This window comes from Streptomyces sp. NPDC002055, from assembly GCF_040296705.1.
Taxonomy (GTDB): domain Bacteria; phylum Actinomycetota; class Actinomycetes; order Streptomycetales; family Streptomycetaceae; genus Streptomyces.
The window spans coordinates 15,544-42,369 of sequence record NZ_JBEOXS010000052.1 but is presented as its reverse complement, the minus strand read 5'-3'; the positions used below and the strand labels follow the sequence as shown (position 1 = coordinate 42,369).

Annotated in this window: 25 protein-coding genes; 17 read left to right on the top strand and 8 right to left on the bottom strand. The window is 71.9% G+C overall.

Annotated elements, in window-relative coordinates; all coding sequences use genetic code 11:
• Positions 1 to 389 precede the first annotated feature (389 nt).
• The 5 genes from lpdA (at position 390) to ABT112_RS26695 (ending at position 6,866) form a co-directional block, all read left to right on the top strand.
• Positions 390 to 1,778 carry a dihydrolipoyl dehydrogenase gene (gene lpdA, locus ABT112_RS26715; RefSeq protein WP_351513744.1) on the top strand — a complete coding sequence of 463 codons (1,389 nt, stop codon included), beginning with the start codon at positions 390 to 392 and terminating at the stop codon, positions 1,776 to 1,778.
• A gap of 52 nt (positions 1,779 to 1,830) precedes the next feature.
• Positions 1,831 to 3,561, top strand: a complete 1,731-nt coding sequence (gene sucB, locus ABT112_RS26710; RefSeq protein WP_351513742.1) for a 2-oxoglutarate dehydrogenase, E2 component, dihydrolipoamide succinyltransferase — start codon at positions 1,831 to 1,833, stop codon at positions 3,559 to 3,561.
• Positions 3,562 to 3,995: 434 nt separating this feature from the next.
• Positions 3,996 to 5,000 (top strand): helix-turn-helix transcriptional regulator, encoded by a 1,005-nt coding sequence (locus tag ABT112_RS26705; protein WP_351513740.1) that lies wholly within the window; start codon positions 3,996 to 3,998, stop codon positions 4,998 to 5,000.
• A gap of 418 nt (positions 5,001 to 5,418) precedes the next feature.
• Positions 5,419 to 5,937, top strand: coding sequence for a DUF4240 domain-containing protein (locus tag ABT112_RS26700; protein ID WP_351513758.1), 519 nt, complete (start codon positions 5,419 to 5,421; stop codon positions 5,935 to 5,937).
• A 152-nt stretch (positions 5,938 to 6,089) separates the two neighbouring features.
• Positions 6,090 to 6,866 (top strand): GNAT family N-acetyltransferase, encoded by a 777-nt coding sequence (locus ABT112_RS26695; protein WP_351513738.1) that lies wholly within the window; start codon positions 6,090 to 6,092, stop codon positions 6,864 to 6,866.
• 209 nt (positions 6,867 to 7,075) lie between these two features.
• Here ABT112_RS26695 and ABT112_RS26690 read toward each other — a convergent pair whose 3' ends face one another.
• Positions 7,076 to 7,582, bottom strand: coding sequence for a GNAT family N-acetyltransferase (locus tag ABT112_RS26690; RefSeq protein WP_351513736.1), 507 nt, complete (start codon positions 7,580 to 7,582; stop codon positions 7,076 to 7,078).
• Between the two features lie 72 nt (positions 7,583 to 7,654).
• Here ABT112_RS26690 and ABT112_RS26685 point away from each other — a divergent pair, with 72 nt between their 5' ends.
• Both ABT112_RS26685 and ABT112_RS26680 read left to right on the top strand, forming a co-directional pair.
• Entirely contained in the window at positions 7,655 to 8,557 is a 903-nt protein-coding gene (locus ABT112_RS26685; RefSeq protein ID WP_351513734.1) for a TIGR01777 family oxidoreductase, read from the top strand.
• A gap of 448 nt (positions 8,558 to 9,005) precedes the next feature.
• Positions 9,006 to 10,337: an NAD(P)/FAD-dependent oxidoreductase gene (locus ABT112_RS26680; RefSeq protein WP_351513732.1), complete on the top strand. Its 1,332-nt coding sequence runs from the start codon at positions 9,006 to 9,008 to the stop codon at positions 10,335 to 10,337.
• 263 nt (positions 10,338 to 10,600) lie between these two features.
• On the opposite strand, the gene ABT112_RS26675 is transcribed toward ABT112_RS26680, so the two are convergent.
• On the bottom strand, positions 10,601 to 12,094 hold the full coding sequence (locus tag ABT112_RS26675) for an NsdA family TPR-like regulatory protein (protein ID WP_351513730.1): 1,494 nt from the start codon (positions 12,092 to 12,094) through the stop codon (positions 10,601 to 10,603).
• Between the two features lie 313 nt (positions 12,095 to 12,407).
• Here ABT112_RS26675 and lipB point away from each other — a divergent pair, with 313 nt between their 5' ends.
• The 4 genes from lipB (at position 12,408) to ABT112_RS26655 (ending at position 15,484) form a co-directional block, all read left to right on the top strand.
• Positions 12,408 to 13,238 (top strand): lipoyl(octanoyl) transferase LipB, encoded by an 831-nt coding sequence (gene lipB / locus ABT112_RS26670; protein ID WP_351513729.1) that lies wholly within the window; start codon positions 12,408 to 12,410, stop codon positions 13,236 to 13,238.
• A 133-nt stretch (positions 13,239 to 13,371) separates the two neighbouring features.
• Entirely contained in the window at positions 13,372 to 14,337 is a 966-nt protein-coding gene (gene lipA, locus ABT112_RS26665) for a lipoyl synthase (RefSeq protein WP_351513727.1), read from the top strand.
• Between the two features lie 237 nt (positions 14,338 to 14,574).
• The gene (locus tag ABT112_RS26660; RefSeq protein WP_351513726.1) at positions 14,575 to 14,784 is read left to right on the top strand and encodes an SCO2195 family GlnR-regulated protein; all 210 of its coding nucleotides are present in this window, start codon (positions 14,575 to 14,577) and stop codon (positions 14,782 to 14,784) included.
• Positions 14,785 to 14,794: 10 nt separating this feature from the next.
• Positions 14,795 to 15,484, top strand: coding sequence for a DUF4191 domain-containing protein (locus ABT112_RS26655; protein WP_351513724.1), 690 nt, complete (start codon positions 14,795 to 14,797; stop codon positions 15,482 to 15,484).
• Positions 15,485 to 15,694: 210 nt separating this feature from the next.
• Here ABT112_RS26655 and ABT112_RS26650 read toward each other — a convergent pair whose 3' ends face one another.
• The gene (locus ABT112_RS26650) at positions 15,695 to 16,162 is read right to left on the bottom strand and encodes an RDD family protein (RefSeq protein ID WP_351513722.1); all 468 of its coding nucleotides are present in this window, start codon (positions 16,160 to 16,162) and stop codon (positions 15,695 to 15,697) included.
• Between the two features lie 405 nt (positions 16,163 to 16,567).
• Between ABT112_RS26650 and glnA the strand changes: the two genes are divergently transcribed.
• Positions 16,568 to 17,977, top strand: coding sequence for a type I glutamate--ammonia ligase (gene glnA / locus ABT112_RS26645; protein ID WP_351513720.1), 1,410 nt, complete (start codon positions 16,568 to 16,570; stop codon positions 17,975 to 17,977).
• Positions 17,978 to 18,299: 322 nt separating this feature from the next.
• Here glnA and ABT112_RS26640 read toward each other — a convergent pair whose 3' ends face one another.
• The 3 genes from ABT112_RS26640 to ABT112_RS26630 are packed head-to-tail and all read right to left on the bottom strand — an operon-like array spanning position 18,300 to position 20,970.
• Positions 18,300 to 18,734: an NUDIX hydrolase gene (locus ABT112_RS26640; protein WP_351513718.1), complete on the bottom strand. Its 435-nt coding sequence runs from the start codon at positions 18,732 to 18,734 to the stop codon at positions 18,300 to 18,302.
• Entirely contained in the window at positions 18,731 to 19,984 is a 1,254-nt protein-coding gene (locus ABT112_RS26635; RefSeq protein ID WP_351513716.1) for a DegT/DnrJ/EryC1/StrS family aminotransferase, read from the bottom strand. Before ABT112_RS26635 ends, ABT112_RS26640 begins: the two co-directional genes overlap by 4 nt.
• Positions 19,981 to 20,970: a Gfo/Idh/MocA family protein gene (locus ABT112_RS26630; RefSeq protein ID WP_351513714.1), complete on the bottom strand. Its 990-nt coding sequence runs from the start codon at positions 20,968 to 20,970 to the stop codon at positions 19,981 to 19,983. The genes ABT112_RS26635 and ABT112_RS26630 overlap by 4 nt, the downstream gene beginning before the upstream one ends.
• A 155-nt stretch (positions 20,971 to 21,125) precedes the next feature.
• Between ABT112_RS26630 and ABT112_RS26625 the strand changes: the two genes are divergently transcribed.
• The 3 genes from ABT112_RS26625 to kilB all read left to right on the top strand — a co-directional run bounded on the left by ABT112_RS26625 (position 21,126) and on the right by kilB (position 23,725).
• Positions 21,126 to 22,451, top strand: coding sequence for an NsdA family TPR-like regulatory protein (locus ABT112_RS26625; protein ID WP_351513712.1), 1,326 nt, complete (start codon positions 21,126 to 21,128; stop codon positions 22,449 to 22,451).
• Between the two features lie 677 nt (positions 22,452 to 23,128).
• Entirely contained in the window at positions 23,129 to 23,281 is a 153-nt protein-coding gene (locus ABT112_RS35445; protein ID WP_502975458.1) for a hypothetical protein, read from the top strand.
• Positions 23,282 to 23,290: 9 nt separating this feature from the next.
• The gene (gene kilB / locus ABT112_RS35440) at positions 23,291 to 23,725 is read left to right on the top strand and encodes a plasmid transfer protein KilB (RefSeq protein ID WP_502975456.1); all 435 of its coding nucleotides are present in this window, start codon (positions 23,291 to 23,293) and stop codon (positions 23,723 to 23,725) included.
• A 74-nt stretch (positions 23,726 to 23,799) separates the two neighbouring features.
• Here kilB and ABT112_RS26615 read toward each other — a convergent pair whose 3' ends face one another.
• Both ABT112_RS26615 and ABT112_RS26610 read right to left on the bottom strand, forming a co-directional pair.
• Positions 23,800 to 24,738: an MGMT family protein gene (locus tag ABT112_RS26615; protein WP_351513708.1), complete on the bottom strand. Its 939-nt coding sequence runs from the start codon at positions 24,736 to 24,738 to the stop codon at positions 23,800 to 23,802.
• Positions 24,735 to 25,199, bottom strand: coding sequence for a hypothetical protein (locus ABT112_RS26610; protein ID WP_351513707.1), 465 nt, complete (start codon positions 25,197 to 25,199; stop codon positions 24,735 to 24,737). Before ABT112_RS26610 ends, ABT112_RS26615 begins: the two co-directional genes overlap by 4 nt.
• Before the next feature lie 230 nt (positions 25,200 to 25,429).
• On the opposite strand from ABT112_RS26610, the gene ABT112_RS26605 reads away from it, so the two are divergent.
• Entirely contained in the window at positions 25,430 to 26,332 is a 903-nt protein-coding gene (locus tag ABT112_RS26605) for a phosphotransferase family protein (RefSeq protein WP_351513705.1), read from the top strand.
• Positions 26,333 to 26,439: 107 nt separating this feature from the next.
• Positions 26,440 to 26,766 carry a divalent-cation tolerance protein CutA gene (gene cutA / locus ABT112_RS26600; protein WP_351513703.1) on the top strand — a complete coding sequence of 109 codons (327 nt, stop codon included), beginning with the start codon at positions 26,440 to 26,442 and terminating at the stop codon, positions 26,764 to 26,766.
• The last annotated feature ends 60 nt before the right edge of the window (positions 26,767 to 26,826 follow it).

The window sequence follows — 26,826 nt, the reverse complement described above, 5'->3', positions numbered from 1 at the left end:
GCCGGGCGCGCCCTCCGGCGGGCCACCGCACCCCGGGAGCCGCCGCCCGCACGGGGCTCGGCAGGGTCCGCGCCCGGTCCGCCGTCCCGGAGGAGGGGGCTCCGCCGGGACGTCCCCGGCGCCCGCCGCGGATCGGCGAGTTCGCCCTCAACGAAATCCGCAACCATCTACGCGCAAGTAACCCTTATCCCTGACGGGAGAGGCATCTCACAGCCTGGCCCCGCGTCCCGCCGCCCGCGAACAAGTGCGAAGATGTTGTCTCGGCAGAACAGGGCCCAGGCTCATTCACACCCCGAGCCCGACGCAAGGGCCGAAGCAAAGCGGCCGAACAACAGCCGCCGCCGGTCGGCAGGACCGGCTCCGGCGTACCCATGCATGGAGGACGTGACGTGGCGAACGACGCCAGCACCGTTTTCGACCTAGTGATCCTCGGAGGCGGTAGCGGTGGTTACGCCGCTGCCCTGCGCGGGGCGCAGCTGGGCCTGGACGTCGCCCTGATCGAGAAGGACAAGCTGGGCGGCACCTGCCTGCACCGCGGATGCATCCCCACCAAGGCTCTGCTCCACGCCGGTGAGATCGCCGACCAGGCGCGCGACGGCGCGTCCTTCGGCGTGCAGACCTCGCTCGACGGCATCGACATGGCGGGCGTGCACAAGTACAAGGACGGCGTGATCTCCGGCCTGTACAAGGGCCTGCAGGGCCTCGTCGCCTCCCGCAAGGTCACCTACGTGACCGGCGAGGGCCGGCTGACCTCGCCCACCACCGTGGAGGTGAACGGCGAGCGCTACGAAGGCCGTCACATCCTGCTGGCGACCGGTTCCGTACCGAAGTCGCTGCCGGGCCTGGAGATCGACGGCGAGCGCGTCATCTCCTCCGACCACGCCCTGGTCCTCGACCGCGTGCCGAAGTCCGCGATCGTGCTCGGCGGCGGTGTCATCGGCGTCGAGTTCGCCTCCGCCTGGAAGTCCTTCGGGGCCGACGTCACGATCGTCGAGGCGCTTCCGCACCTCGTCCCGGTCGAGGACGAGAACAGCTCCAAGCTGCTGGAGCGCGCCTTCCGCAAGCGCGGCATCAACTTCTCCCTCGGCTCCCGCTTCTCCGGCGTGGAGAACACCGCCGACGGCGTGAAGGTCTCGCTGGAGAACGGCAAGACCTTCGAGGCCGAGGTGCTGCTGGTCGCCGTCGGCCGCGGCCCGGTGTCGCAGGGCCTGGGCTACGAGGAGGCCGGGGTCAACATGGACCGCGGCTACGTCCTCGTCGACGAGTACATGCAGACCAACGTGCCGACCATCTCGGCCGTGGGCGACCTCGTTCCGACCCTCCAGCTTGCCCACGTCGGCTTCGCCGAGGGCATCCTGGTGGCGGAGCGCCTGGCCGGTCTCAAGACCGTGCCGATCGACTACGACGGTGTGCCGCGGGTGACGTACTGCCACCCGGAGGTCGCGTCCGTCGGCATCACCGAGGCGAAGGCCAAGGAGCTGTACGGCTCCGACAAGGTCGTCGCGCTCAAGTACAACCTCGGCGGCAACGGCAAGAGCAAGATCCTGAAGACCGCGGGCGAGATCAAGCTCGTCCAGGTGCGGGACGGTGCCGTGGTCGGCGTCCACATGGTCGGTGACCGTATGGGCGAGCAGGTCGGCGAGGCGCAGCTGATCTACAACTGGGAGGCGCTGCCGGCCGAGGTCGCGCAGCTCATCCACGCGCACCCGACCCAGAACGAGGCGCTCGGCGAGGCCCACCTGGCCCTGGCCGGCAAGCCTCTGCACTCCCACGACTGACCGTCACGGGCGCGACCCCATCCGCACAGATTTTTAAGGAGCAACCGTAACCATGGCGGTTTCCGTAACCCTTCCGGCGCTCGGCGAGAGCGTCTCCGAGGGCACCGTCACCCGTTGGCTCAAGGCCGAGGGCGAGCGGGTCGAGGCCGACGAGCCGCTGCTCGAGGTCTCGACCGACAAGGTCGACACCGAGATCCCGGCCCCCGCGTCGGGTGTCCTGTCCTCCATCAAGGTGGCCGAGGACGAGACGGTGGAGGTCGGCGCCGAGCTGGCCGTCATCGACGACGGCTCCGGCGCCCCCGCCGAGGCCGCTGCCCCGGCCGCCGAGCCGGCCCCGCAGGCCGAGCCGGAGCCCGAGCCGGCCCCGGCGCAGGCCGAGGCCCCCGCCGCCGCTCCGGCCGCGCCCGCCGCGGGCTCCGCCGAGGGCACCGACGTGGTGCTTCCGGCGCTGGGCGAGTCGGTCACCGAGGGCACCGTGACCCGCTGGCTGAAGCAGGTCGGCGAAGAGGTCGCGGTCGACGAGCCGCTGCTCGAGGTCTCGACCGACAAGGTCGACACCGAGATCCCGGCCCCGGCCGCGGGCACCCTGCTCGAGATCCTGGTCGGCGAGGACGAGTCGGCCGAGGTCGGCGCCAAGCTGGCGGTCATCGGTGCGGCCGGTGCCGCTCCGGCCGCCGCCCCGGCCGCCCCGGCGCCCGCTCCGGCCGAGGAGGCTCCGCAGCAGGAGGCCCCGAAGCAGGAAGCTCCGGCTCCGGCTCCGCAGGCCCCGGCCGCGCCGGCTCCCGCCCCGGCCCCGGCCCCCGCGCCGGCTCCGGCTCCGGCTCCGGCAGCACCCGCCGCTCCGGCCGCCCCGGCCGGTGAGGCCGACGGCGCGTACGTCACTCCGCTGGTGCGCAAGCTGGCCTCGGAGAACGGCGTCGACCTGGCGAGCGTGAAGGGCACCGGTGTCGGTGGCCGGATCCGCAAGCAGGACGTCCTCGCCGCCGCCGAGGCCGCCAAGGCCGCGGCTCCGGCCGCGTCCGCCGCCGCGCCGAAGAAGGCCGCCGCCGTCGAGGTGTCGCCGCTGCGCGGCCAGACGGTCAAGATGACCCGGATGCGCAAGGTCATCGGCGACAACATGAAGAAGGCCCTGCACGACCAGGCGCAGCTGACCACCGTGGTCGAGGTGGACGTCACCAAGATCATGAAGCTGCGCGGCCAGGCCAAGGACGGCTTCGCGCAGCGTGAGGGCGTCAAGCTCTCGCCGATGCCGTTCTTCGTCAAGGCCGCGGCCCAGGCGCTGAAGGCCCACCCGGTCATCAACGCCCGGATCAACGAGGACGAGGGCACGATCACCTACTTCGACACCGAGAACATCGGTATCGCGGTGGACTCCGAGAAGGGTCTGATGACCCCGGTCATCAAGGGTGCGGGCGACCTCAACATCGCCGGTCTCTCGAAGAAGACCGCGGAGCTGGCCAGCAAGGTCCGGTCGAACAAGATCACCCCGGACGAGCTGTCCGGCGCGACCTTCACGATCAGCAACACCGGCTCGCGCGGTGCGCTGTTCGACACGGTCATCGTGCCGCCGAACCAGGTCGGCATCCTGGGCATCGGTGCCACGGTCAAGCGCCCGGCGGTCCTGGAGACCCCGGAGGGCACCGTCATCGGTGTCCGCGACATGACCTACCTGGCGCTCTCCTACGACCACCGCCTGGTGGACGGTGCCGACGCGGCCCGTTACCTGACGGCCGTCAAGGAGATCCTGGAGGCCGGCGAGTTCGAGGTCGACCTCGGGCTCTGAGCCGCAGCAGCCACGCACGACGGCCGCGCCCCCGCTCCCGCACTCCGCGGGGCGGGGGCGCGGCCGTTCGCGGCTCTCCCGTCCCGTTCCGCGGCTTCTCCCCTCCCCGACCCGTTGTCTCCCCTCCCTTGCCCGGTGCGGCGGGGGCGTCCGCCGGTCCGCGGCCCGGCGCGCGGGCGGCGCGTATCGTTCCGGTGCGACCCGGCCGGGCGGCAGGGATCCGGCGGGCGGTACGGCACCCCGGCCGGGCGGGGCCGGCGCCGCGGTGGGCCCGGCGCGCCGGTTGGGCCTCGGAGCGGCAGCCCTGGAGCAGCGAGGCCCTGGCACGCCGCTTGGGCCCCAGGAGCGGCGGCCTGGAGCAGGGGCCCCGGAACCGTTCCCGCCGGCCACGGCGTCCCTGCCGGCGGCGGGTGCGAGCCGAGGAAGGAGAACCGGTGCGGGCGGCACGGCTGATGCGTCTGGTCCTGCTGCTGCAGAGCCGCGGCAGCATGACCGGCGGCGAACTGGCACAGGAGCTGGAGGTGTCGGAGCGCACGGTGTCACGCGACGTCCTGGCGCTCTCCGAGGCGGGGGTGCCGGTGTACGCGGACCGGGGACGGACCGGCGGCTACCGGCTGGTCGGCGGCTACCGCACCCGGCTGACGGGGCTGGGCCGGGCGGAGGCCGCGGCGCTCTTCCTCTCCGGTGTGCCCTCGGCACTCGCCGGGATGGGGCTCGCGGACGCCGGGGCGGCGGCCCGGCTCAAGGTGGCCGCCGCGCTGCTGCCGGAGCTCCGGGACGCGCCCGAGGACACCGCGCAGCGCTTCCACCTCGACGCTCCGGGCTGGTGGCAGGAGCCGGTGACACCGGAGCTGCTGCCCGAGGTCGCCGCGGCGGTGTGGGACGACCGCCGGATCGCGGCCCGCTATGTGCGCGACGGGTCGGAGGTGGCCCGGGAGCTGGAGCCGCACGGCCTCGTGCTCAAGGCGGGCGTCTGGTACGTGGCGGCCCGGGCGGCAGGGCGGTTCCGGGTCTACCGGGTGGACCGGTTCGCCGCGGTGACCGCCGGCCCGGAGCGGTTCGTCCGGGACGCGGACTTCGACCTGTCGGCCTTCTGGGCGGAGCGGGCCGCGGCGTTCGCCCGCTCCATCCTGCGCGACCGTGTCGTCGTGCGGCTGTCGGAGGCCGGTGCCCGGTGGCTGCCGCAGGTGACGGACCGGGCGGCGGCAGGGGAGGCGCTGGCCGCGGCCGGCCCGCCCGACGCGCGGGGCCGGGTGACGGTCTCCCTGGCCGTGGAATCGCTGGAGGTCGCCTACGCGCAGCTCCTGGGCCTCGGCCCGGAGGCGGAGGTGCTGGAGCCGCCGGAGCTGCGGAAGCGCTGCGCCGAGGCGGCGGAGCGCTCGGCGGCCCTCTACGGCCGGGCGCCGGGAGCGGAGCAGGACTCGGCCGACGCACGGTGAGCCACCGCGGGTCCCACCGCGCGGCGGGAGGGCGGAGGACCGGTGCCGTCTCCCGCCGGACTGCGGAAGCGGGGGTTCCCGGGGGCACGTGCCTGGCACCGCTCCCGGACGCACGCCCTGGTGGCCGCTCACCGGCGCCCGGCCCCCGTTGCCGCTCCCGCACTCACGCCCCTGGTGCCCGGGCGCACGGACCCTCGTCCGCTCCCGGGAGCACCGCCGGACGCCGGGAGTGCGTCCTGTGCGCCGGAGGCCGCCGCCGCGTCGGCAGTCGCCCCGGGCGCTGCGCCGACCGGGCGGCCCGTAGGACAGTCGCAAGATCACTTCGATCACGGCGCGGTACCCCGGCCGGTAACGACACAGCCGCAGCCCCGCCGCTCCGCGTGCGTCGGGGGGTGGCAGGGCCGATCCTGGTCCCGTGATGGACGAGACGGACTTCTGGGAGATCATCGACAGCGCCCGTGAGGCCGCCGAGGGCGACCCGGAGGAGCAGGCAGAGCTGCTCGTGGACCGGCTGCTGCAGTTCGACCCGGAGGCCGTACTGGACTTCGCCCGCCACTTCGAGGCGCGCTTCAACCGCGCCTACCGGTGGGATCTCTGGGGCGCCGCCTGGGTCCTGCTGGGCGGCGCCAGCGACGACGCCTTCGACAACTTCCGCTGCTGGCTGATCGGCCAGGGCCGGGAGGTCTTCGAGGGGGCGCTGCACGAGCCGGACGACCTGGCGGAGCTGCTCGACGACTTCGACGAGGAGGTCGACGGCGACGCCGAGGAGCTGGGCTACGCGGCCGACGAGGCGTACGAGCAGCTGACCGGGCTGGAGACGCCGGAACTGGGCCTGGCCCCGCCGCCCCGGGAGCCCGCGGGCACGGCCCTCGACTTCGAGGACGACCGGGCCCTGACGGAACGCTTCCCCAAGCTCTGGGACGCGTTCCGGGCCTGAGCGCCCGGACGTTCCGGCCTGGGCCCGGGCGTACCGAGGCTGGGGCACGGGCGTTCCGGCCCTGAGGAACGGGCGTTCCGGGGCGGAGCCGGGGCCGTGGGTCCCGCAAAAACCGGTTGTGGGCCGGAGCCGCGCGGTGCTGGACTCTGCGGATGGATCATGAGCCGATGCTCGACCTGTTCGACCGACGGATGCGGCGCGACGTACCGGCCGACGGCCCCGGGGCCCGGGTCGAGCGGTCCGGAGACGTGGTGCGGCAGGTGGGTGCGGAGAGCGGCTGGAACGGCGTCGTCTGGTCGGACCTGACCCCGCGCACCGCGGACGCCGCCATCGCGGAGCAGGTGCGGTACTTCACGGCGCTGGGGCGGGAGTTCGAGTGGAAGCTCTACGCCCATGACCGGCCGGGCGACCTGTCCGAGCGGCTGACGGCGGCCGGGTTCGAACCCGGTCCGGAGGAGTCCGTGATGGTGGCCCGGGTCGGCGACCTGGCGACCCGAATCGACCTGCCCGACGGCGTCCGGCTGCAACCGGTCACCGCCCCGGCGGACGTGGAGCTCCTGGCGGGCGTCCACGAGGAGGCGTTCGGCACCGGCGCCGCCGGTCTGCGGGAGCGGCTGCACGCCCAGCTGGCCGCGCATCCGGACACCGTCCACGCGGTGGTCGCGATGGCCGAGGGGCTGCCGGTGTCCGCGGCGCGGATGGAGCTGAATCCGGGCACCGGGTTCGCCGGGCTCTGGGGCGGCGGCACCGTGGCGTCGTGGCGCGGGCGGGGCATCTACCGGGCGCTGATCGCCCACCGGGCCCGGATCGCCGCCGAGCGCGGCTACGACTACCTCCAGGTCGACGCCTCCAGCATGAGCGCCCCGATCCTGGCGCGGCTCGGATTCGTCCGGCTGAGCACCACCACACCGTTCGTGTACCGGCCCTGACCCCCTCGGGGGTTCCGGGGGCGGCTGCCGGCCGACGGGACCGCCCGGTCGGGTGGGCCTCATCGGCGGTGGGGTCCCTGGACGGTGGGGTCCCCCGGACAGTGGTGCCGACCGGTCGGTGAGGGCGGTCGGTCGGTGAGGCCCGTCGGCCGGTGAGGCCGGCCGGTCCGCGGGGCCGGCCGGTGGGGCGCCGGACTCGGGGCCGCCGGTCAGGTGGTGAGCGACCGGCCCATCATCACGTCGTCGACGTACTCGCCCGCCACCAGGAACTCCCCCGGCAGCACGCCCTCCACCACGAAGCCCGCCGCCGCGTAGAGCCGCCGGGCCGGGGTGTTGTGCCCGAGCACCCGCAGGGTGATGCGGGTCGCGCCCTGTCGGCGGGCCTCGTCGCAGGCGGCGTCGAGGAGCGCCCGGGCGATGCCCCGGCCGCGGGCCCAGGTGTCGACCGCGAGGCCCTGGATCAGCCGCACATGGGCGTTGGTGGGCAGCGGCACGGGCTGGATCAGCCGCAGGTAGCCGGCCACGCGCTCCTCGTACTCGGCCACCAGGAAGTGGGCGGGGAGGTGCCGCTCGTCGAAGAAGGGGTCGGTCTCCAGCGGCGGGCTCGGGGTCACCGCGTGCAGCGTCGACCAGGTGCGCCGGTCCAGTGCGGCCAGCACGGCGTCGTCGTCGGGGACAGCACGACGAATCATGGTACGTATGTGCGAGTCGGGCATGAGGGACACTGTGCCATCCCGTCCGGCTCCGCCCGGTGCTTTTCCGGCATCCCGGGGAGCGGCCGGGGCAGGATGTCGGACATGCGCATCGCGGTCACCGGCTCGACCGGTCTCATCGGAACGGCACTCGTCCGCTCGCTGCGGTCCGACGGACACGAGGTGGTCCGCCTGGTGCGGCGGCCGCCCCGGGCGGCGGACGAAGTCGAGTGGGACCCGGAACGTGGATATGTCGACACCGCCGGTCTGATGGGCTGCGACGGGATGGTGCACCTCGCGGCCGCGGGGATCGGGGACCGCTACTGGACCGCGGCGTACAAGCGGAAGCTGCGGGACAGCCGGGTGCTGGGCACGGCCACCGTCGCCGAGGCACTGGCCTCGATGGACAACCCGCCCCGTGTGCTGCTGAGCGGCAGCGCGATCGGCTTCTACGGCGACACCGGCGACCGGACCGTGGACGAGTCCGCCCCACCCGGCGACGGGTTCCTCGCAGGGCTCTGCGTGGACTGGGAGGAGGCGGCGGCACCGGCCCAGGAGGCAGGCATCCGCACGGCGTTCGCGCGCACCGGGCTGGTGGTCTCGGGCGAGGGCGGGGCCTGGGGCCGCCGGATCATCCCGCTCTTCAGACTGGGGCTGGGCGGCCGGCTCGGCGACGGCAGCCAGTACTGGAGTCTCGTCGCGCTGCGGGACGAGGTGGCGGCACTGCGCCACATCCTGCAGACGGAGGAGCTGTCGGGGCCGGTCAACTGCACCGCGCCGGAGCCCGCCACGAACCGCGACGTGACCGCCGCGATGGGGCGGGCACTGCGGCGGCCGACCGCCCTCGCCGTCCCGGCTCCGGCACTGCGGCTGGGCCTCGGCGGGCTCTCCGAGGAACTGCTCGGCAGCAAGCGGGTGCTGCCCCGGCGGCTGCTCGAAACGGGCTTCTCCTTCGCGTATCCGACGATGGACGCCGCGGTGCGCTCCGCGCTGACCTGACCGCCGGCCGGGAGCCGGTCCCTCCGGCCCGGTTCCCGCCGACCCCGGTTCCCGCCCCGGGGAGGACGCGACAGGCGGGGTCCACCACGGCCCGTTCGACCGCCCCGGCGCCGGCCCGTTCCGCGTACCGCCGCGACGGGGTCCGGCAGCCGCGGGCGAGCTGCGGCGGGCCGGGGTCGGCGGGCCGCTGCCGACCGGTTCCGGACAGGCGTCGATTGACCGCTTTAGACCACTCTCTTCCATCTCTTGACCAGCCAACAATCCCTATGCGTTCATCGTGCGACGGGTGTGCACCCGTGCCCGGTCGATGCGCGACTGACTACGACCGAATTCGTTCCTACGCTCGTCCATAACTCGAGCATCCCGAGAGGCCGTTGAGGGCATGAGGTCCCCAGCGGCCGGGCAGGGCCGCTCAGCGCGAGACACCGCCGACCTCGGGGAGGGGCCCGTGCTCAGCAGCGCAGCACGCCACAACACACACCGGACGGACGTCGTCGTCGTGGGCGCCGGACTGGCGGGTCTCTCCGCGGCGCACCAGCTGACCGAGGCGGGCGTCGGGGTCACGGTCCTGGAGGCGGCCCCTCATGTCGGGGGCCGGATGGCGACCGACCTGGTCGACGGCTTCCGGCTCGACCGCACCCCGCAGCTCCTCAACACCTTCTACCCCGAAGTGCTCAGGACTCCGGGCCTCGGCGGTCTGACGCTCCGCCCGCTGTCGTCCGGAGTCCTGGTGCAGCTCGGCGGCCGGCACCAGCGGTTCGGCGACGCCCGGAGTTCCCGCGGCGCGCTGACCGCGGCCCGCGCCCTCGCGTCGGCCGCGCGGTCGCCGCTGGGCGGCGCCCTCGACCAGGCGCGCGCCTCGGCGTTCCTGAACCGGCTCGCCGCCCTCCCGGCCGACCGGCTGCTCACGCGCCCCGAGCGGACCGCCGCCGAGGCCCTGCACTCCCGGGGGCTGCCGGGCCGTACCGTCGACGGCTTCCTCCGGCCGCTGCTGACCGCCCTGCTCAGCGACCCGGGCATGAACACCTCCAGCCGCTGCGCCGAGCTGGCGCTGCGCGGCTTCGCCCGGGGCCGGCTCTGCCTGCCGGCGGGCGGCGCCGCCACCGTCCCGGAGCTGATGGCCGCGGCGCTGCCCCCGGGCACCGTGCAGACCGGGGTGCGCGCCGTCGCGGCGTCCACCACCTGCGTCGACACCGCCGAGCACGGGCAGTTCGCCTGCCGGGCGGTGCTGGTGGCCACCGGTGCGCGCGCCGCGGCCGAACTCCTCCCGGGCCTGCGGGTCCCGGACTTCCACCCGGTGACCGTGCTGCACCACACGGCCGAGGTGTCCCCGCTGGCCGAACCGACGCTCCTGCTGGACGGCGAACGGCGCGGGCCGGTCTCGCACACGGCCGTCGTCAGCGAGGCCGATCCGTCGCGGACACCGCCCGGCGGGGTCCTCATCACCTCGACGGTGCTCGGCTCCGCCGCCGCTCAGTCGCCGGACGTGCTCGACAAGGCGGCCCGCAGCCAGCTCGGCGAGCTCTACGGCACCTCCGCGGACGGCTGGCGGCTGCTCGGGGCCCACCACGACCCGGAGGCGGTGCCCGCCATGGACGCGCCGCACGACCTGCGGCGTCCGGTGCGGGTGCTGTCGGGCCTGTACGTCTGCGGGGACCACCGCGACACCAGTACGGCCCGCGGCGCGATCCTCTCGGGCCGTCGCGCCGCGCACGCCGCCCTGCGGGACTTCGGCCTCCCGCCGGCCGAGGAACCGCCGGCGCTGCCCGTGGCGGCCTGAGGGGCGGCCTGAGGGGCGGCGCACCGGCGCCGGGGGCGCCCGGCACCCGCCGGTGCGCCCCGGCGCGCCCGTGCGCGTCCCGCCCGCCGGCGCGCCCGCTTGCGTCCCGCTCGCCGGTGCGTCCGTGCCCGTCCGGCTCATAGGTGCGTCGTGCCCGGCTCCGACGCGGGCACATCCCGCCCCGGGGACGGCCCGGTCACCGGCCCGAGCCGCCCGTCACCACACCCCGAACCGTGCCCCCGCCCCGCCCTGCCCGCCGGGCCTCACACGCCGAGCGCCGCCACCCGCTCCCGGTACCCCCGGACCGCCGGCGCCTCCTTGTACGGCTCCAGCCGCCGCTCGAAGTCCCGGACGTACTCCACGGCACGCGCCGACCGCATCTCCGTCGCCTGCTGGGCGGCCTCCGCCCCCAGGGCGCACGCCTGCTCCAGCTCGCCCATGCCCAGCCGCGCCGAGGCCAGCACCACCCGGCAGAACAGCCGGCTGCGGGCGAACGCCGTGCCGCGCAGCTGCAAGGAGCGCTCCGCGTGCTGCGCCGCGACCCGGTACTGCTGGAGGTCGCGGTGGCAGTGGCCGAACTCGTCGGCGAGCTGCGCCTCGTCGAAGAACCGCGCCCAGTGCGGCACCTCGTCCCCGGGCCGTGCCGTCTCCAGCGCCTTCTCCGCCCGGGCGAGCGAGGTGGTGCAGGCCCGGACGTCGCCGACCACGCCGTGCCCGCGCGCCTCCACGGCGTGCAGCAGTGCCTGCACCACCGGCGGCGCCCCGCTGCCGACGCCCTGCTGGGCGACTCGGGCGAGCTGCACCGCCTCCCGGCCGTGCCCCAGGTAGACGGCCTGCCGGCTCATGGTCACCAGCACATAGCTGCCGTACGGGCGGTCCCCCGCCGCCTGGGCGAGCCGCAGGGCCTGGACGAAGTAGCGCTGCGCGAGCCCATGGGCGGCGATGTCGAACGAGGTCCAGCCCGCGAGCCGGGTCAGGTCGGCGACGGCGGCGAACAGCCGGCGTCCCGTCGACTCCCCGTACGTCCCGCGCAGCATCGGCTCGGCCTCGTGCTCCAGGTAGCGGACCAGGGCCTGCCGGGCATGCCCGCCGCCGTAGGCCTGGTCGAGGGTGCGGAACAGCTCCGCCACCGAGCGCAGGGCCGCGATGTCACCCGAGGAGACCCGCTGGCCCGCCACCCGGTCGGTCTGCCGCTGCCGGGGGACCTGTGCCCGGCCGGGGGCCGGCACCCGGCCGCCGGTGTCCCCCGGGGCGCCGGGAGCGCTACCGGACCGGGGGGCCGGTGCCCCGGGCGTCTCGACGCCCCGGCCGACGCGCTCGTCGGGCCGCCCGATCAGCCAGTCCCGGCTGGGCACGACCAGTCCCGCCGGAGTGAACGCGATCTTGCGCAGCTCGGCGTGGCTGCCGGAGTCCTTGCGCCACAGCCCGCTGACGATGTCCACCGCCTCGGCGGGGCTCGCCGCGAACTCCAGGCCCGCGTAGACCGGGGCGCAGGCGTCCAGCCCCAGGTCCTGGGCGGAGAGCCGGCGGCCCAGGCGCCGGGTGAACACTTCGGCGATCAGCGCGGGCGTCGTGCCGCGCGGCTGCTGGCCGCGCAGCCAGCGGGTCACCGAGGTCTTGTCATAGCGCAGGTCGAGGCCGTGTTCGAGGCCGAGCTGGTCGACCCTGCGGGCGAGCCCGGCGTTGGAGAACCCGGCCTCCGCGATGAGCGCGGCGAGCTGACGGTTGGGAATGCGCTGCTGGGGTCGATCCGTCATCGGCTGTGCGGTCTCCTGCCTTCCGGGCCCTGGGAGCAGAGGGCGCGAAAAGGCGACGAGCCTGCCGCTTCCCCCCGATCACCCATGTGGAACGGCGCGAACTTAACGGCCGTGGCCGCCCTGATCGCGGCCATCGCGTCGTATTCATCCGATCGTGTGAGCAAACGCCGCGCGGGAACCACGGCCCGGCGCCGCACGCGGGACCGGGTGGGGCCGCCCGGGGCCCGGGAACCCGCGTGCCGACATTTCGGGACCCCGGCCGTACAGTGGCTACCGCGTGAGAGAAGCAAGACGTGAGTTCGAAGGAGCCCCCGTGAGCGCTGCCCCCTCCCAGGAGACGGCCCCCGTGTCCGAGTCCCTGCGCTTCGTCCACCTGGGCTTCGGGGACGCCGCCGTCGAGTACACGGCGGCGTGGGAGGAACAGCGGAAGGTGCATGCGGCGCGGTTCGCGGACGAGATCCCGGACACCTGCCTGCTGCTGGAGCACCCGCCCGTCTACACGGCGGGACGGCGTACCACCGACAGTGAGCGCCCGCTGGACGGGACCCCGGTGGTCGACGTGGACCGCGGCGGCAAGATCACCTGGCACGGTCCGGGCCAGCTCGTCGGCTATCCGATCCTGAAGCTGCCCCGCCCGGTGGACGTGGTCGCGCACGTCCGCCGCCTGGAGGAGGCGCTGATCCTGACCTGCGCCGAGTTCGGCGTGGAGACCACCCGGGTCGAGGGCCGCAGCGGGGTCTGGGTGCTCGGCGACCCGATCGACCAGCGCCCGTCGACGGGCAGCCTGTCGCTGCACCTCGACCCGCGGCTGGACGACGACGAGTTCGACCCCCGGCTGCACGGCCCCGAGTACGCCCCGTCCAACGCCGGCCAGCGCCGCGAGGACCGCAAGCTCGCCGCCATCGGCATCCGGGTCGCCAAGGGCGTCACGATGCACGGCTTCGCTCTCAACTGTGATCCCGACAACACCGCCTACGACCGGATCGTGCCGTGCGGCATCCGCGACGCCGGGGTCACCTCGATCTCCGACGAGCTGGGCCGCCGGGTCTCCGTGACCGAGGTCGTGCCGGTGGTCGAGAAGCATCTGCGGGCGGTCCTGGAGGCGGCGGACCCGCTGCCCCGCCAGGTCGCGCACGCCGAGTAGCCGGGCCGGCCCGGTCCGGCGCCGTCCGGGGGAATGTCCCCACAGGCGTACGGGTTGGCCACCGCGTAGGACCGTATGAACAACGGGCGTACCCTGGTGTGCGCCGAAGAATCGAAGTCGTAGGGAGCCGGACGTGTCCGCAGTTGCACCCGACGGACGCAAGATGCTGCGCCTGGAGGTCCGGAACAGCCAGACGCCCATCGAGCGCAAGCCCGAGTGGATCAAGACCCGGGCCAAGATGGGGCCCGAGTACACCCAGATGCAGAGTCTGGTGAAGCGCGAGGGCCTGCACACGGTCTGCCAGGAAGCGGGCTGTCCGAACATCTTCGAGTGCTGGGAGGACCGCGAGGCGACCTTCCTCATCGGCGGTGACCAGTGCACCCGGCGCTGCGACTTCTGCCAGATCGACACCGGCAAGCCGGAGCCGCTGGACCGGGACGAGCCCCGCCGCGTCGGTGAGTCCGTGGTCACCATGGACCTCAACTACGCCACGATCACCGGCGTCGCCCGCGACGACCTGGAGGACGGCGGCGCCTGGCTGTACGCGGAGACGGTGCGGCAGATCCACGCGATGACCGCGGAGCGCACGGACGGCCGCACCAAGGTCGAGCTGCTGGCCCCCGACTTCAACGCCGACCCCGACCAGCTCGCCGAGGTCTTCTCCTCCCGCCCCGAGGTGTTCGCGCACAACGTGGAGACGGTGCCGCGGATCTTCAAGCGCATCCGCCCCGGGTTCCGCTACGAGCGGTCGCTGGACGTCATCACCCAGGCCCGCGAGGCCGGCCTGGTGACCAAGTCCAACCTGATCCTGGGCATGGGCGAGACCCGCGAGGAGATCAGCCAGGCGCTGCAGGACCTGTACGACGCGGGCTGCGAGCTGATCACCATCACCCAGTACCTGCGGCCGACCGTCCGGCACCACCCGGTGGAGCGCTGGGTGAAGCCGCAGGAGTTCGTGGAGCTCTCGGAGGAGGCCGAGGAGATCGGCTACTCCGGTGTGATGTCCGGGCCGCTGGTCCGGTCCTCCTACCGCGCCGGCCGGCTCTTCCGGCAGGCCATGGACCGCCGCTCCGCCACGGCCGCCCCGCAGGCGGGCTGAGGCGCCGGTTCCGCCATTCGGTCGGTGACGCGGCCCGTACGTTCCCACGTACGGGCCGCGTCAAGGTGTGTACGGGCCACGTATGGGTTTCATTGGTGTTTGACCAACCGGTCACGCGCTGGTAACACCCATCAGTGACTCTGATGGGACCGGGGAGTGACCCCGGGTTAGCACAGCGCAGTTGGTAAGCACAGCGCAGTTCCGTTCCCGCCCACCCGCTCCGAGGGGACTTTCGCCATGCAGGCCGCGCCCGTCCGCGCCACCGCCATCCCGTCCGTCACCGATGCCCTCCGCGCCGTGGAGGAGGTGCTGCTCCGCGGCGGCCAGCGCACCGCCCGCCAGAACGCCTGGACCGCGGTCCTGGAGGACCGTCGCCGGGCGAACGACCGGCGGGAGGCTCAGCACGTGCTGGAGGCCGTGGCAACCCGCGCTCCGCAGGCCACGTAAACTCTGGGGCATGGCGAGGAAGGAAACATCCGAGAACCCCGGGCGGCTGCAGCAGATCGCCCTGACCTACAAGATGACCAAGCGGGTCGACACCAAGGTCGGTCTTGTCGTCGCGGCTGTGGGAATTGTCACCTTCGGTGTCCTCCTTGCGATCGGCTTCCTGATCGACCACCCGGTCTACCTGGGCCTCCTGGGCTTCCTGCTGGCCTTCCTCGCGATGGCGATCGTCTTCGGACGCCGGGCCGAGCGCGCTGCCTTCGGGCAGATGGAAGGCCAGCCCGGAGCCGCGGCCGCGGTGCTGGAGAACGTCGGCCGCGGCTGGTCCGTGACCCCCGCGGTGGCGATGAACCGGAACCAGGACATCGTCCACCGGGCCGTCGGCAAGGCCGGCATCGTGCTGGTGGCCGAGGGCAACCCGAACCGGGTCAAGGCCCTGCTGGCGTCCGAGAAGAAGAAGATGGCGCGCGTCGTCGTCGACGTACCGGTGCACGACGTCGTCGTCGGTGACGACGAGGGCCAGGTCCCGCTGAAGCGGCTCCGCACCACCCTGATGAAGCTGCCGCGGGTGCTCCCCGGCTCCCAGGTCACGGTGGTGAACGACCGGCTGCGCGCGCTCGGCGACCTCATGAGCAACATGCCGATCCCGAAGGGCCCGATGCCGAAGGGCATGCGGATGCCGCGGGGCGGCAAGATGCGCTGAACCAGCGCAGGTGAACCCGCGCTCACGGTGGTGTCCGCCGCTCACGGCGGACCACTGGTGCGGCGGACGACGGCGCACTCAGCGACCGGCGCGCGAGCGCGTCGAGCAACGCGAAGGGCGGCCCGGAACTCGGTTCCGGGCCGCCCTTCGTGTGTGCGGGCCGGGTGCCGTGTCGGGTCCGGACCCGGTCCTCAGAGCCGGATCCGATCCTCAGATCCGGACCTGGACCGCCCGGGCCAGCTGGTCGTGCAGGCCCCGGCCGTCGCGGTCCCAGATCAGGACCGGGATCAGCAGGGCGAGCAGGGCCGAGCGGAGCACGGCGTACGGCAGGGACAGGCGCGTGCCGTCCACGGCGATGACGCGGATCCCCAGCAGCCGCTTGCCGGGCGTGTAACCCACCGTGCCGACCGTGAGCACGCTCAGCACCACGAAGACCAGCAGGGCCCAGTTGTTCGCGGCCGCGAGGTCACCGCGGGCCAGCAGCCCGTAGCCGATCAGTGCGCAGAGCGCCCAGTCGATGAAGAGGGCTCCGAAACGCCGCCCGAGGGGAGCGATCGAGCCCGGTCCGTTCTCCGGCAGTCCGAGGCGCTCGCCGCGGTGGCCGAAATCGGCCCCCATCTCCTCGGCTGCGGCGCGGGGACCGGAGAGCCACGATCCGATTGCTTGCCTATTGTCCACCCGACCACGGTACTGGGACCGCATACATTCCCCGACGGCCAGGCCCCCTTTCAGCAGCCCCCGGCCCCGGCCGACCGGGGGCGGGAGCCCGGCCTCCGGGCCCGCCGGTCCGGGTCCACGCTGGTCACAGGCGTCCGGACGGCGCCACGGCTGCTGAGCGGCCTCCCGGCCCGTTGCGCGGGGCTGCGCCGCACAATTCCCGAGGAGGTGTTTCATAGGGTGTGACGGGCGTATGCCCGCCTCATCTGCGGAGGCGGACAGCGACGCCCGGCGGTTAACCTCAGCGAAACAATTGGGTCATGCTCGGGAAATCCCGGAATCCTATGGTCGGGGCCAGCGTGCCACCGCACTGGCCACGCCCCGAGCAGCAATCCCGCCCCCTGGCGGCGGGCTAGGAGGAGTTGGATGTTCCAGAACGCCGACGACGCGAAGAAGTTCATCGCGGACGAGGACGTCAAATTCGTTGACGTCCGGTTCTGCGACCTGCCTGGTGTGATGCAGCACTTCACCGTTCCGGCGGAGGCGTTCGACGCGGACGAGGAGCTGGCCTTCGACGGCTCGTCGATCCGTGGCTTCCAGGCCATCCACGAGTCCGACATGGCTCTCCGCGCGGACCTGTCGACCGCCCGTGTCGACCCGTTCCGCAAGGACAAGACGCTCAACATCAACTTCTTCATCCACGACCCGATCACTGGCGAGCAGTACAGCCGTGACCCGCGGAACATCGCGAAGAAGGCCGAGGCCTACCTGGCCTCCACCGGCATCGCCGACACCGCGTTCTTCGGGCCCGAGGCCGAGTTCTACGTCTTCGACAGCGTGCGGTTCAACACCAGCGCGAACGAGTCGTTCTACCACATCGACTCCGAGGCCGGCGCCTGGAACACCGGTGCCGTCGAGAACAACCGCGGCTACAAGGTCCGCTACAAGGGCGGCTACTTCCCGGCCCCGCCGGTCGACCACTTCGCCGACCTGCGCGCCGAGATCTCCCTGGAGCTGGACGCGGCCGGCCTGAAGGTCGAGCGCCAGCACCACGAGGTCGGCACCGCCGGCCAGGCCGAGATCAACTACAAGTTCAACACGCTGCTCGCCGCGGCCGACGACCTGATGCTCTTCAAGTACATCGTGAAGAACGTCGCCTGGCGCAACGGCAAGACCGCGACCTTCATGCCGAAGCCGATCTTCGGCGACAACGGCTCGGGCATGCACGTGCACCAGTCCCTGTGGTCCAACGGCTCCCCGCTGTTCTACGACGAGGCGGGCTACGCGGGCCTCTCGGACACCGCCCGCTACTACATCGGCGGCATCCTCAAGCACGCCCCGTCGCTGCTGGCCTTCACCAACCCGACGGTGAACTCGTACCACCGCCTGGTGCCGGGCTTCGAGGCCCCGGTGAACATGGTGTACTCGCAGCGGAACCGTTCCGCCGCGATGCGTATCCCGATCACCGGCTCGAACCCGAAGGCCAAGCGCGTCGAGTTCCGCGCCCCGGACCCGTCCAGCAACCCGTACCTCGCCTTCTCGGCGCTGCTGCTGGCCGGCCTGGACGGCGTCAAGAACAAGATCGAGCCGGCCGAGCCGATCGACAAGGACCTCTACGAGCTCGCCCCCGAGGAGCACGCAGGCGTCCCGCAGGTCCCGACCTCGCTCCCCGCGGTGCTCGACGCCCTGGAGGCGGACAACGAGTACCTGCAGGCCGGCGGCGTCTTCACCAGCGACCTCATCGAGACCTGGATCGACTACAAGCGGACGAACGAGATCGCCCCGATCCAGCTGCGCCCGCACCCGCACGAGTTCGAGATGTACTTCGACATCTAAGAGCCGGCGCCCAGCGACCTGGGCGTAAGGCTGGATAACAGCTGTGGCCTGCGGAAACTCTTCTCGTGAGTTCTCGTAGGTCACAGCTGTTTTCCGCTCCCTTGTGCACCGCGGGTGCACCGCCCGGCCATTTCTCTGACTTGATGTCAGAAAACGATACGAGGGCCGCTACCCCATATCCGGGATAGCGGCCCCCGCTGGCTTGGCCGGACTCCCATGGCCCGCATCTCTTCACCGCTTTCGCCGGACCGCTGGGCCCAGCCGTCGAGCGAGCCCTCCCCCACCGCCTGGCCCTGGTTCGGGCGACACCCCATCGGCGGTTCTAAGCGCAGGCCAGAACCTCCCGCACGCCGTCGGTGACGCCCGGCAGGTCGTCGACGAGGGCCCACTGGTACAGGTCGTGTTCGGTCAGGATGACCGGCCCGGTCTCGGAGACGGTGACGGCGAAGTTGAACTGGCGGGTGGTGGTGCCGCGACTGTTCTCGTAGTCGAAGTGCCCGAGGTAGCGGTCCACTGAGGCGACGGTCAGGCCGGTCTCCTCCAGCGTCTCGCGGCGGGCCGCGTCCAGGATGCTCTCTCCGGCGTCCACATGACCGGAGGGGATCTCCCACAGGCCGCCCATGTAGTCGTCCGGCTTGCGGCGGACCAGGAGGATGAGGTCGGCGTCAGTGACGACGGCCGCGGCCACGAAAGTGGTGATGCCTTCGGCTTCGGCCTCCTCTGCCAAGGTTCGGGCGAGGTCGGAGGTCACGGTCACAGGAGCTCCTTGTGGTGTTCGCTGGCCTTCCTGGCCGCGCTGACGTACTGCTCGGCCAGTTTCAAATCCTGTTCACGGTGCCAGACGGGCAGCTTGATCGTCTGCGCGTGCGCCTTCTCGGCGATGGGGAAGTCACCCTCCCGGTATCGGGTGCGGGTGTTCGGGTAGCCGGGGAAGAGATGGGAGGGGTGTTGGTAGAGCGGGAGCTGGTTCAGGGGGCGGGTGGAGCCGGGCCGGTCGAACTCGGTCGCGCCCTCCGCGACGAGGGCTGCGTGGAAGCGGTCGAGGGGCAGGCCGCTGAGCTGGTCGGGCCGGTAGGTGGCCGTCAACGCGTACCAGGATGACTTCACCCCCTCGGGCATCGAGCTCACCTCAAGCCCGGGTATCTGCCCGAGCTCTCGGATCAGGTAGGAGGCGATCTCCTCGCGGCCGGCGAGGTAGGCATCCAGGCGGGAGAGCTGGTCGTGGGCGAGGGCGGCGGCCAGGGGGTGGATGCGGAGCTTGAGTCCGGCCCCGGTGACCGCGTACCGCGCGAGCGGATGGCCTGCCGGGATCTCGTTCCTGGCCCGCTTGTTGTAGTGCGCGAACGTGAGAACGCGGTAGTAGGTGTCGTCATCGTCAGTGAGGACGAAGCCGCCCTCACCCCCGGACAGGGGCTTGGGGCCGTTGAGGGAGAAGGCACCGGCCAGGCCGAACGTGCCGACCTTCTGGCCGCCGTGACCGGCCCCGTGAGCGTGTGAGCCGTCCTCCAGCAAGACCAGGTCGCGGTCCCTGGCCAGCGTGGTGAGGTCGGTCATCTGGGCGGGCTTGCCCCACAGGTGCGTGACCATGATCGCGCGGGTGCGAGGGGTGATCAGCTCGGTCACCCGGCCGGGGTCGATGTTGCCGTCCGGGCGCGTCTCGCAGAGGACCGGGACCGCGCCGAGCTGGAACAGGGGTGAGGCGGTGGCGTGGAAGGTCCAGGCGGGGACGATCACCTCGTTGCCGGGCCGGATGCGGGCGGCCCAGTAGACGGCGTGCAGGGCGGCGGTGCCGGAGCTGGTGGTGATCGCGTGCCGCACGTCGAAGTAGTCCTGGAGGGCGTCTTCCAGGTCCGCGACGATCCCGGACCGGCCGGGGATGGAGACGGCCGAATCCAGCTGGGAGACAACCTTCATGCGGGTGATGTCGTCGATCGGGGGCCAGGTGAAGTGGGCGCCGGCGTCGGTAACGGCCGGGGTACCGCCGAGGAGGGCGAGCGGGCTGGTCACAGCATCTCCTTCGGGTCGATGTAACGGCCTGCAGTCTTGGACCGGTAGCAGGACGCGATGAACGCGGCGTGGGAGAGGTGCTGATCGGGGCCGGAGACGTTGGGCCGTTCTCCGTCCAGGACCCGGCAGAAGTAGTCGATCTGTGCGGTGGCGACGCTGGGGGCGTGCGGTCGGGTCAGCTCCTCCACCACCGATCCGTCCAGGGCGAGCCGCTGCACCGCTCCCTTCGTCAACACCACTGAGCCGGCCGTCCCCACGACCCGCATGAACTCCGTCTTCGGCGCCATCCACCGCGACAGGACCAGCGATCCGTACAAACCGGAGTCGTAGCCGAGCTGGACGACGGCGGTGTCCTCCGCGTCGTAGCCGCCTTCGGGCAGGGCCGTGGTGGAGAACTCCGCGATGACCCTGCTGGGCAGGCCGAAGTACCACAGGAGCAGGTCAATCAGGTGGTAGCCCATGTCGAGGATGCAGCCCCCACCGGCCTGCTTGAGGTCCCCGCGCCAGCCAGCGCCAGGGTTGGGCGTGTGGAACGAGTAGTGCCCGCCAACGAGAATCGGGGAGCCGATCTGGTCCAGCATCCCGGCCACGCTGCTGTGGATCGGGTTGAACCGGCGCTGGAGCGTCACCATCAGTTCCACGCGGCCCTTGTGGCAGATCCCGGCCAGCTCGCGGGCCTCCTCGACAGAGGTGGCGAACGGCTTCTCCTTGAGGACGTGGACGCCCCGGGCGGCGCACTCCTCGGTCACCGCGCGCCCGGCGTGGTGCGGGACGGCGACGATCACGAAGTCCGGGGCGGTCTCGTCCAGTAGGTCACCGGCCCGGGTGAACCCGGGCACTCCGAGGGTGTCCGCTCGCTGGTGCAAGATGTCCGGGTTGTTGTCGCACACCGCGACGAGTTCGGCCCGACTGGAGCCGAGCAGGCCGGGCAGGTGATCCTCGGCGGCCTGGTGGCCAAGGCCGATGATCGCAGCACGTCGTTTCATGCGCGTTCTCCTTCCACTTCACGGAGGAACGTGTCGGGGATGACGAGTACAGCGCCAACTCCAGCTCAGGTCCTAGGTGTTAGCTGTAGTCCCGGGGTTGTCCCGCCTGTACGCGCGGTAGCCTGGCCGTCGCCGTCGATGATGGGATTGCTCCCGTGGACGACCCGATCAGGCATCCCCTCGCCTACGCCCGCCTCTTACGCGGCTGGTCCCAGAACGACCTCGTCGCGCGCCTGCACCGCGCCGCCGCGATGCGGCCCGAGGGTCTCCGCTCCGGCACCGACAAGGCGGCCGTCAGCAAATGGGAGAACGGCCGCAAAACGCCGAACATCGAATCCCAGCTCCTGATCTCGGACGCCTTCAACGTGCCGATCTCCGACCTGGAGCGGTACCCCTGGCCCCACTGGCTCCCGGGCCGGGACGACCCGGCCCCGCTCGGGGCGGCGTACACCGTCCAAGCACTTCGAGATGCACAGAGAGCCGCGATGAACCGCGAACGTCGTACCTTCCTGACCTACAGCGCACTCGCCCTGGCCGGGCTGGCCTCCCAGTGGGCCGCGCTGGAACCCGACCGCCTGACAACCGCGCTCGGCGGGCGCCGCGTCGATGACGAACTGGTGGACTGGCTGGAGGACACCAGCACCAAACTGACCGCCCTGCCGACCGAGCAACGCCAGCACACCATCAAGCTGATGGACGCCCACCTCACGACTGTGACCGACCTTCTCGAAGGCGCCCGGTACAGCGAGGCCACCGGCCGCCGCCTTCACCACTTGGCGGCCTCCCTCTCCAGCACCTGTGGCTGGTACCGCTTCGACCAGGGTCAGCACTACGCGGCCGGCAAGCTGTGGAACGCCGCTCTCACCAACGCGCACACTGCCCGCGACCGGGATCTCGGGGCCGGGGTCCTGTCCGACTTCGCCTACCAGTCGATCTGGCTCGGCCATCCCGGGTCCGCCGTAGAACCCTTGAGCCAGGCCCTGATCCATACGTCCCACCCCACCGCCCGCTCGCTGCTGTACCTGCGCAGGGCCCGAGCCCACGCCGCCCTGGGGGCCGCCGCCGACTGCCACCGTGACCTCGCCGCCGCTGAGACCGCCCTGCTGACCGACGCGGCCGACCCCGCGCCCGGCTGGTGCCGATGGATGAGCACAGCGGATCTGGCCGTGGACTCCGGCCAGTGTCTCCTCGACCTCGGCCGTACCGACGAGGCCCGCGCCCGCATTGACGAGGGCCTGACCCTGCTTCCACGGGCCCGGGACAAGACGCGCGGGGTCTTCCGCACCTACGAGGCCCGAAGTCTCGTCCAGGCCCGCGAGGTCGAACAAGCCCTCGTCGTCAGCACCGAGTCACTCGACCTCGCCACCCGCATCGGCGCCGACCGCTGCGTCACCCTGGTCCGCGAACTCGCCCCCGCTTTCAAGCCCTACCAGCAGGTCGACGGCGTACCCGAATTCCTCGAACGGCTCCGGACCGCCTGAGAGATGCGGTCGCAGGGCGGCCGTGCTTCGGGCCGGGTCACCGTGGCTGAGCCCTACGACCGCTGGCACGAAAAGCGGCCGGAGCCGGGCGAGGAGAAGTGCAGGGCTCACGGCAAGGTGCCATCCCGCGAGCACGGGCGCGGTAAGCGCTGGTTGGCGCGCTGGCGGGACCCCGACAGGCAGCAGCAGAGCGAGAGCTTCAAGCGGTATGAGGATGCCCGGCCTAACGCGGATGCTGGGGACCGTCGACGACGTACGTACATCGCCCCGAAGAAGGGCGACACGCTGCTCAAGGCGGTGATTCCTCCGCCTCTACTTCGACATCTAAGAACGCCGCAGGTCGGAGCAGATTTCTGCTCTCCTGGGCCGTCTGTGGGCCGTCGGCCGTGTTCTTCCGCTCTCGGAAGACACGGCCGACGGCCTTTTCAGGGAGCGCGGCTCAGGCCCGCGACCGGAGCCCCGTCCTCGTTGCCGTCCTCCCCCTCAGGGGCTGCGCCGAACGCGCCGTCGATGGCCTTCCGTGCGCGATCCTGGCTGTTCGGCATCAGGTGTGTGTACGTGCGTCCCGTCACGCGTCACTCTCGGGTGGGGTACGGCGAGGAAGGCGTGCCGATCCGAGTCATGGTGACCGTGGCGCCGGGGCACCTGAACACCCTCGTCTACGAATGGGATGTCTGATGAACGATCACGAGATCCGGCGCGCCACGGCGAACGACACCATGGCACAGCGCTCCGCCGACGTGACCATGCACCCGGACGCCTCCCCAGCGCAGCGGACGCTCCCCGTTCCACCGCAATCTCAGAAGGATCTCCCCATGAGCGGTGAGTGAGCCAGCGCAGTGGGTCAGGTATTGACGACCTTTATCGCTGTGGCGGGAACACTCATCGGTTCTCTTCTGGGGTACCAGTTCCAGAAGCGTGTGGCAGACCGGAGCGAGCGCCGCAGCGCCGTCCTCGCTTTCACCGCTGCGACCAACGACTTCATACGGAGTCAACACGACTGGTGGCATCGCCAGCACGAGGAACGGGACGGTCCAGCGCACGTGGCAGCCAGGACGGAGGCCTTCCGAATCCGCGGTCAGGCCTTCCAGGCCGTTCACCAGCTCCGTCTGCTCATACCCGATGGCGACCTGCATGCACGGGCAGAGCAAACCATCGGGATCATCGGTGCTCTTCACCGCGCAACAGACCGCGAAGACCTGCGGACGAAGTCAGTCGAGGCACGGGCGTCCCTCAACTCCTTCGTCGTACAGGCTTCAACCCAGATCAGGTAGACAGCCTACGGTTCTCGCGCAGGCGCGGCGCTGGTGGACCGCGAGGCCATCGCGTACGGGGGATGCCCATGCCCTCAGCCGTCGAGCAGGCTCTGGAGTTCCGGGAGGGACAGGCGGGCGGACGGGGCTGCGGTGTCTGCCTTCATGGGGACGCCGTCCGCCGCCAGCATCTCGGTCGCTGAGTCGGTGCGGCCGGGGTCCGACCATCGGAATCCGGTGCTGACCCTGCCCTTTGCGTTGAGGACGCGCCACGGGTTGGGGCAGTCACCGCAGTTGGCCAGGTGGGAGCCCACCGGCACGGCGTGGCTTCCGATGACGGCGGCCACGTCTCCGTAGGTGGTCCACCGCGCCCGCGGCAGGGCCTGCAACAGAGCGTGGAGGCTCGTCCAGTCCCGCCCCGTGCTGCCGACCTGCCCGGCCAGGTTGGCCAGGCTCAGGCCGGCCAGCGCCGACCATTCGTCCGGGTCCACTCCTTCAGGGGCATCGTCGGTGTCGACGTCCCACCAGGTGGTGCCCTGGATACCGCTGACTTTGCGTCCTTCCACCGCCTGGAAGATGTGATCGGCCAGGCCGGTCGGGGTGTACTGCAAGCCGTCGGCGCCCCAGGTCAGCGGCTTGGTCACGTCGTTGGTCCAGGTGGCGGTGGATCGGCCGGCCTCCTCGGCCGCCCACTCACGGATCCTGTCCTGGATGTATTCCGGGGCGCCGTGCCGGGGGACCAGACGGAGCCGGGCGCCGTCCGGCAGCAGCTTGGCGGCGAACAGCTTGTGGACCGCGTTCCTGGACTGTGAGCGTTCCTGCAAGGTCTGGGCTACGGCGCCGGATTCGATCCGGGCGGGGGCGAGGGTGAACTCCTCCGCCTCCGGGGTCGGATAGACCTTGGTGAAGCCGGCGACGAGCCGCTCCTCCACCTTCCACAGGTTCACTTGGACGAGACCGATGTCGAGGTTCATCTCCGACAGCCACACCACGGTGTGCGTCACCTGCTTGGGGAAGGACCCGGCGATGATCACCGGCGGGGGCGTCGCAGCACCTCGGGGGACAACTCGCCACCCACGTGATCGAGCAGGCGTTTCCGGCAGTCGTCCAGGCCGAGGGGCTCGCCCCTCCTGGCCAGGAAGTCGTGGTGCGCCTCGGCCAGTGTGTCGAGGCTGAACCGGGACACCAGCGCGGCATAGGTGATCGCCTGGAGATGGACGTCCCGGTCCGCCATACCGCGTTTGAGCTCCGCGACCACGAGCTGCCCTGTGGTGTCCAGGCCCAGCACGTCCAGCCGGTCCCGTGCCGGAACCCCGTCGGTGTCGGCCCAGCGGTCGTACTCCGCCGTGACGACCAGCACGGAGTCACCCAGGATCTCCGGGTTGGCGATCACCCATTCCTGCAGGTGCTTCCGCTCGTACAGGCTCTCGGTGGCCAGGGTCGTCGGCGTCGCCGGCGCGGCCGACTGTCCGGTGACTGTGAGGAGATGGTCCACGCGTCCCCCGTCCGCTGTGGGTCAGATGTGCCGGGAGTTTAGGCCGGGACCGGGCCACTTCACGCGGGAACGGAAGGATCGAGATCCGTCCGACCGAATCCGCTGGACAATGCACCATCCGGCTGCTCTGCCCTGCCGCTCGTCTCGCCGATGGGTGATGGGTGATGGGTGCGGCCTCCCCCGCCTGCCTTCCGGGTAAGGGAGTTGGCCGTGCTGAGAGGATGCCGGGCATGTCCTCGTTACCGAACGATCGCGCGGTCCGCGCCGCGGTGAGTGTCGCCGCGGAGTACGGTCTCCGGTGTACGGAGCCCGTGGTTCTCGGGCGGATGAGCAATGTGCTCGTCCATCTGGCGCCGCATCCGGTCGTGGCGCGGGTAGCCGGAATCATGGGGGACCTGCGGGACGGCGCGGCCGACTGGCTCGCGCGGGAGGTCGCCGTTGTGCGGCACCTCGGTGGGCGAGGCGCGGTCACGGTGTCCCGTCTGCCGCCCGGGCCGCACCTGTGCGACGGGCTGGCCCTCACCTTTGTGGCTCTGGAGCGGCCGGATCCCGCTGCCGTGCTGGATCCCGCCGAGACGGGCATGTCCCTGCGCAGACTGCACGAGGGCCTTCGGGGGCTGGAGTTGGAGCTGCCACGGCTCGGGCTGCTGGACGAGTGCGCCACGTGGTGGGACCGGTTGTCGCCGGACGCGGATCTGTCGGAGGAGACGTTGGCCCGGCTCCGGGACCGTCATGCCGAAGTCCGCGCCGCGGTGGACGGGTTGGAGTCCGCGGACCAGGTCCTGCACGGCGACGCCCATGCGGGCAATGTGATGGCTACGCCCCGTGGGCTGGTGTGGACCGACTTCGAAGACGTCACCGCGGGGCCCCCGTTGTGGGATCTGGCATGCCTGGCCGCGCGTGCACGGGTCCTGGGCGAGGGAGAGGGCGGGTACGGCCCCGAATGGGCGGACGCGGCGATCCGGGCGTACGGCGCGGATCCGCGCGATCCCCGGCTCGATCTCCTGGTCACGGCGCGCACGCTCGTTGTTGCCGCGTGGGCCCTTTCAGCGGGAGCGGAGCGGACACGGCTGAGGGCGGCCGGTCTCGATCGGGTCCGATGGCTGCTGACGGAGGGCTCGGGAGCAGCTTGAGCCGCCGGCCGCTCGGATGCCTCTCGGCGGCCTTGCTCTGGGCGGGGACGGTGTCTGTCCCGTGCGGTACGGTCGCTGGCGCCGATGACCGAAGGGAGCGGGACACCGTGGCCGATGCCGAGTTCCTTGCCGTGCTGACCACGATCGACAGTGAGGACCGCGCCCAGCGGCTCGCCGCGAGCGCGGTGGAGCAGCGGCTCGCGGCGTGCGCTCAGATCGACGGGCCGATCAGGAGCGTCTACCAGTGGCAGGGGAAGATCGAGGCGGACGCCGAGTGGCGGGTGCTCTACAAGACCACCGCCGCCCGCTACCCGGAGCTCGAGGCGCACATCAAGCGCGTGCACACCTATGACACCCCCGAGGTCATCGTCACTCCCATCACGGCCGGTAGCGATGAGTACCTCGCGTGGCTGCGGACCGAGACCGTCGGCTGACCTGCCTGCGACTCTCGTACGTCGCCCCTCCCCCGGGATGTCCCGGTTCGATGGGGCTGG

Excerpts from the sequence above, each read along its gene's own strand:
- sucB (WP_351513742.1), top strand. The coding sequence starts at position 1,831 with ATGGCGGTTTCCGTAACCCTTCCGGCGCTCGGCGAGAGCGTCTCCGAG.
- ABT112_RS26700 (WP_351513758.1), top strand. The coding sequence starts at position 5,419 with ATGGACGAGACGGACTTCTGGGAGATCATCGACAGCGCCCGTGAGGCC.
- ABT112_RS26695 (WP_351513738.1), top strand. The coding sequence starts at position 6,090 with ATGGATCATGAGCCGATGCTCGACCTGTTCGACCGACGGATGCGGCGC.
- ABT112_RS26690 (WP_351513736.1), bottom strand. The coding sequence starts at position 7,582 with ATGCCCGACTCGCACATACGTACCATGATTCGTCGTGCTGTCCCCGAC.
- ABT112_RS26685 (WP_351513734.1), top strand. The coding sequence starts at position 7,655 with ATGTCGGACATGCGCATCGCGGTCACCGGCTCGACCGGTCTCATCGGA.
- ABT112_RS26675 (WP_351513730.1), bottom strand. The coding sequence starts at position 12,094 with ATGACGGATCGACCCCAGCAGCGCATTCCCAACCGTCAGCTCGCCGCG.
- ABT112_RS26660 (WP_351513726.1), top strand. The coding sequence starts at position 14,575 with ATGCAGGCCGCGCCCGTCCGCGCCACCGCCATCCCGTCCGTCACCGAT.
- ABT112_RS26655 (WP_351513724.1), top strand. The coding sequence starts at position 14,795 with ATGGCGAGGAAGGAAACATCCGAGAACCCCGGGCGGCTGCAGCAGATC.
- glnA (WP_351513720.1), top strand. The coding sequence starts at position 16,568 with ATGTTCCAGAACGCCGACGACGCGAAGAAGTTCATCGCGGACGAGGAC.
- ABT112_RS26630 (WP_351513714.1), bottom strand. The coding sequence starts at position 20,970 with ATGAAACGACGTGCTGCGATCATCGGCCTTGGCCACCAGGCCGCCGAG.
- ABT112_RS35445 (WP_502975458.1), top strand. The coding sequence starts at position 23,129 with ATGAACGATCACGAGATCCGGCGCGCCACGGCGAACGACACCATGGCA.
- ABT112_RS26605 (WP_351513705.1), top strand. The coding sequence starts at position 25,430 with ATGTCCTCGTTACCGAACGATCGCGCGGTCCGCGCCGCGGTGAGTGTC.